The sequence below is a fragment of the Bradyrhizobium sp. NBAIM08 genome (assembly GCF_020193935.1).
In the GTDB taxonomy this organism is placed as follows: Bacteria; Pseudomonadota; Alphaproteobacteria; order Rhizobiales; family Xanthobacteraceae; genus Bradyrhizobium; species Bradyrhizobium yuanmingense.
Map to the genome: position 1 here is coordinate 1 of NZ_JADYVR010000288.1, position 455 is coordinate 455.

General features: G+C 40.7%; 1 protein-coding gene. It reads right to left on the reverse strand.

Features of this window, described 5'->3' with window-relative positions:
* Nucleotides 1-75 precede the first annotated feature (75 nt).
* Nucleotides 76-402 (reverse strand): 50S ribosomal protein L7/L12, encoded by a 327-nt coding sequence (gene rplL, locus I6F37_RS39535; RefSeq protein WP_249795441.1) that lies wholly within the window; start codon nucleotides 400-402, stop codon nucleotides 76-78.
* Between the last annotated feature and the right edge of the window lie 53 nt (nucleotides 403-455).

Sequence of the window (455 nt, forward strand, 5' to 3'; positions counted from 1 at the left end):
AGTCAGAAGAAAAAGACCATTGGGATTGGGTCCCAATGGTCTTTATTCTGTTGTTCCCTAGAGTGAGGAGAGTTTTTATTTAAGCTCTACCTTTCCTCCTGCGTCTTCAACTTGTTTCTTAAGAGCATCTGCCTCTTCTTTCTTCATTCCTGCTTTTAGGACTGAAGGAGCTGCATCAACTAGATCTTTAGCCTCTTTAAGACCTAGACCTAGAACCTCTTTAACAACTTTGATAACTGAGATCTTGTTTGCTCCAGCGTCTGTTAGAGTAACATCGAATGATGTTTTCTCATCAGCAGCAGCACCTGCAGCGGCAGGACCAGCAACAGCAACAGCTGAAGCTGATACGCCAAATTTCTTTTCTAGAAATTTAACAAGTTCGTGTAATTCAATAACTGACATTTTCTCAACAGCTTCTACAACTGTTTTGAATTGAGCAGGAGTTTCAATAACTG

Coding starts and splice junctions, on each gene's coding strand:
- rplL (WP_249795441.1), bottom strand. CDS start 402: ATGTCAGTTATTGAATTACACGAACTTGTTAAATTTCTAGAAAAGAAA.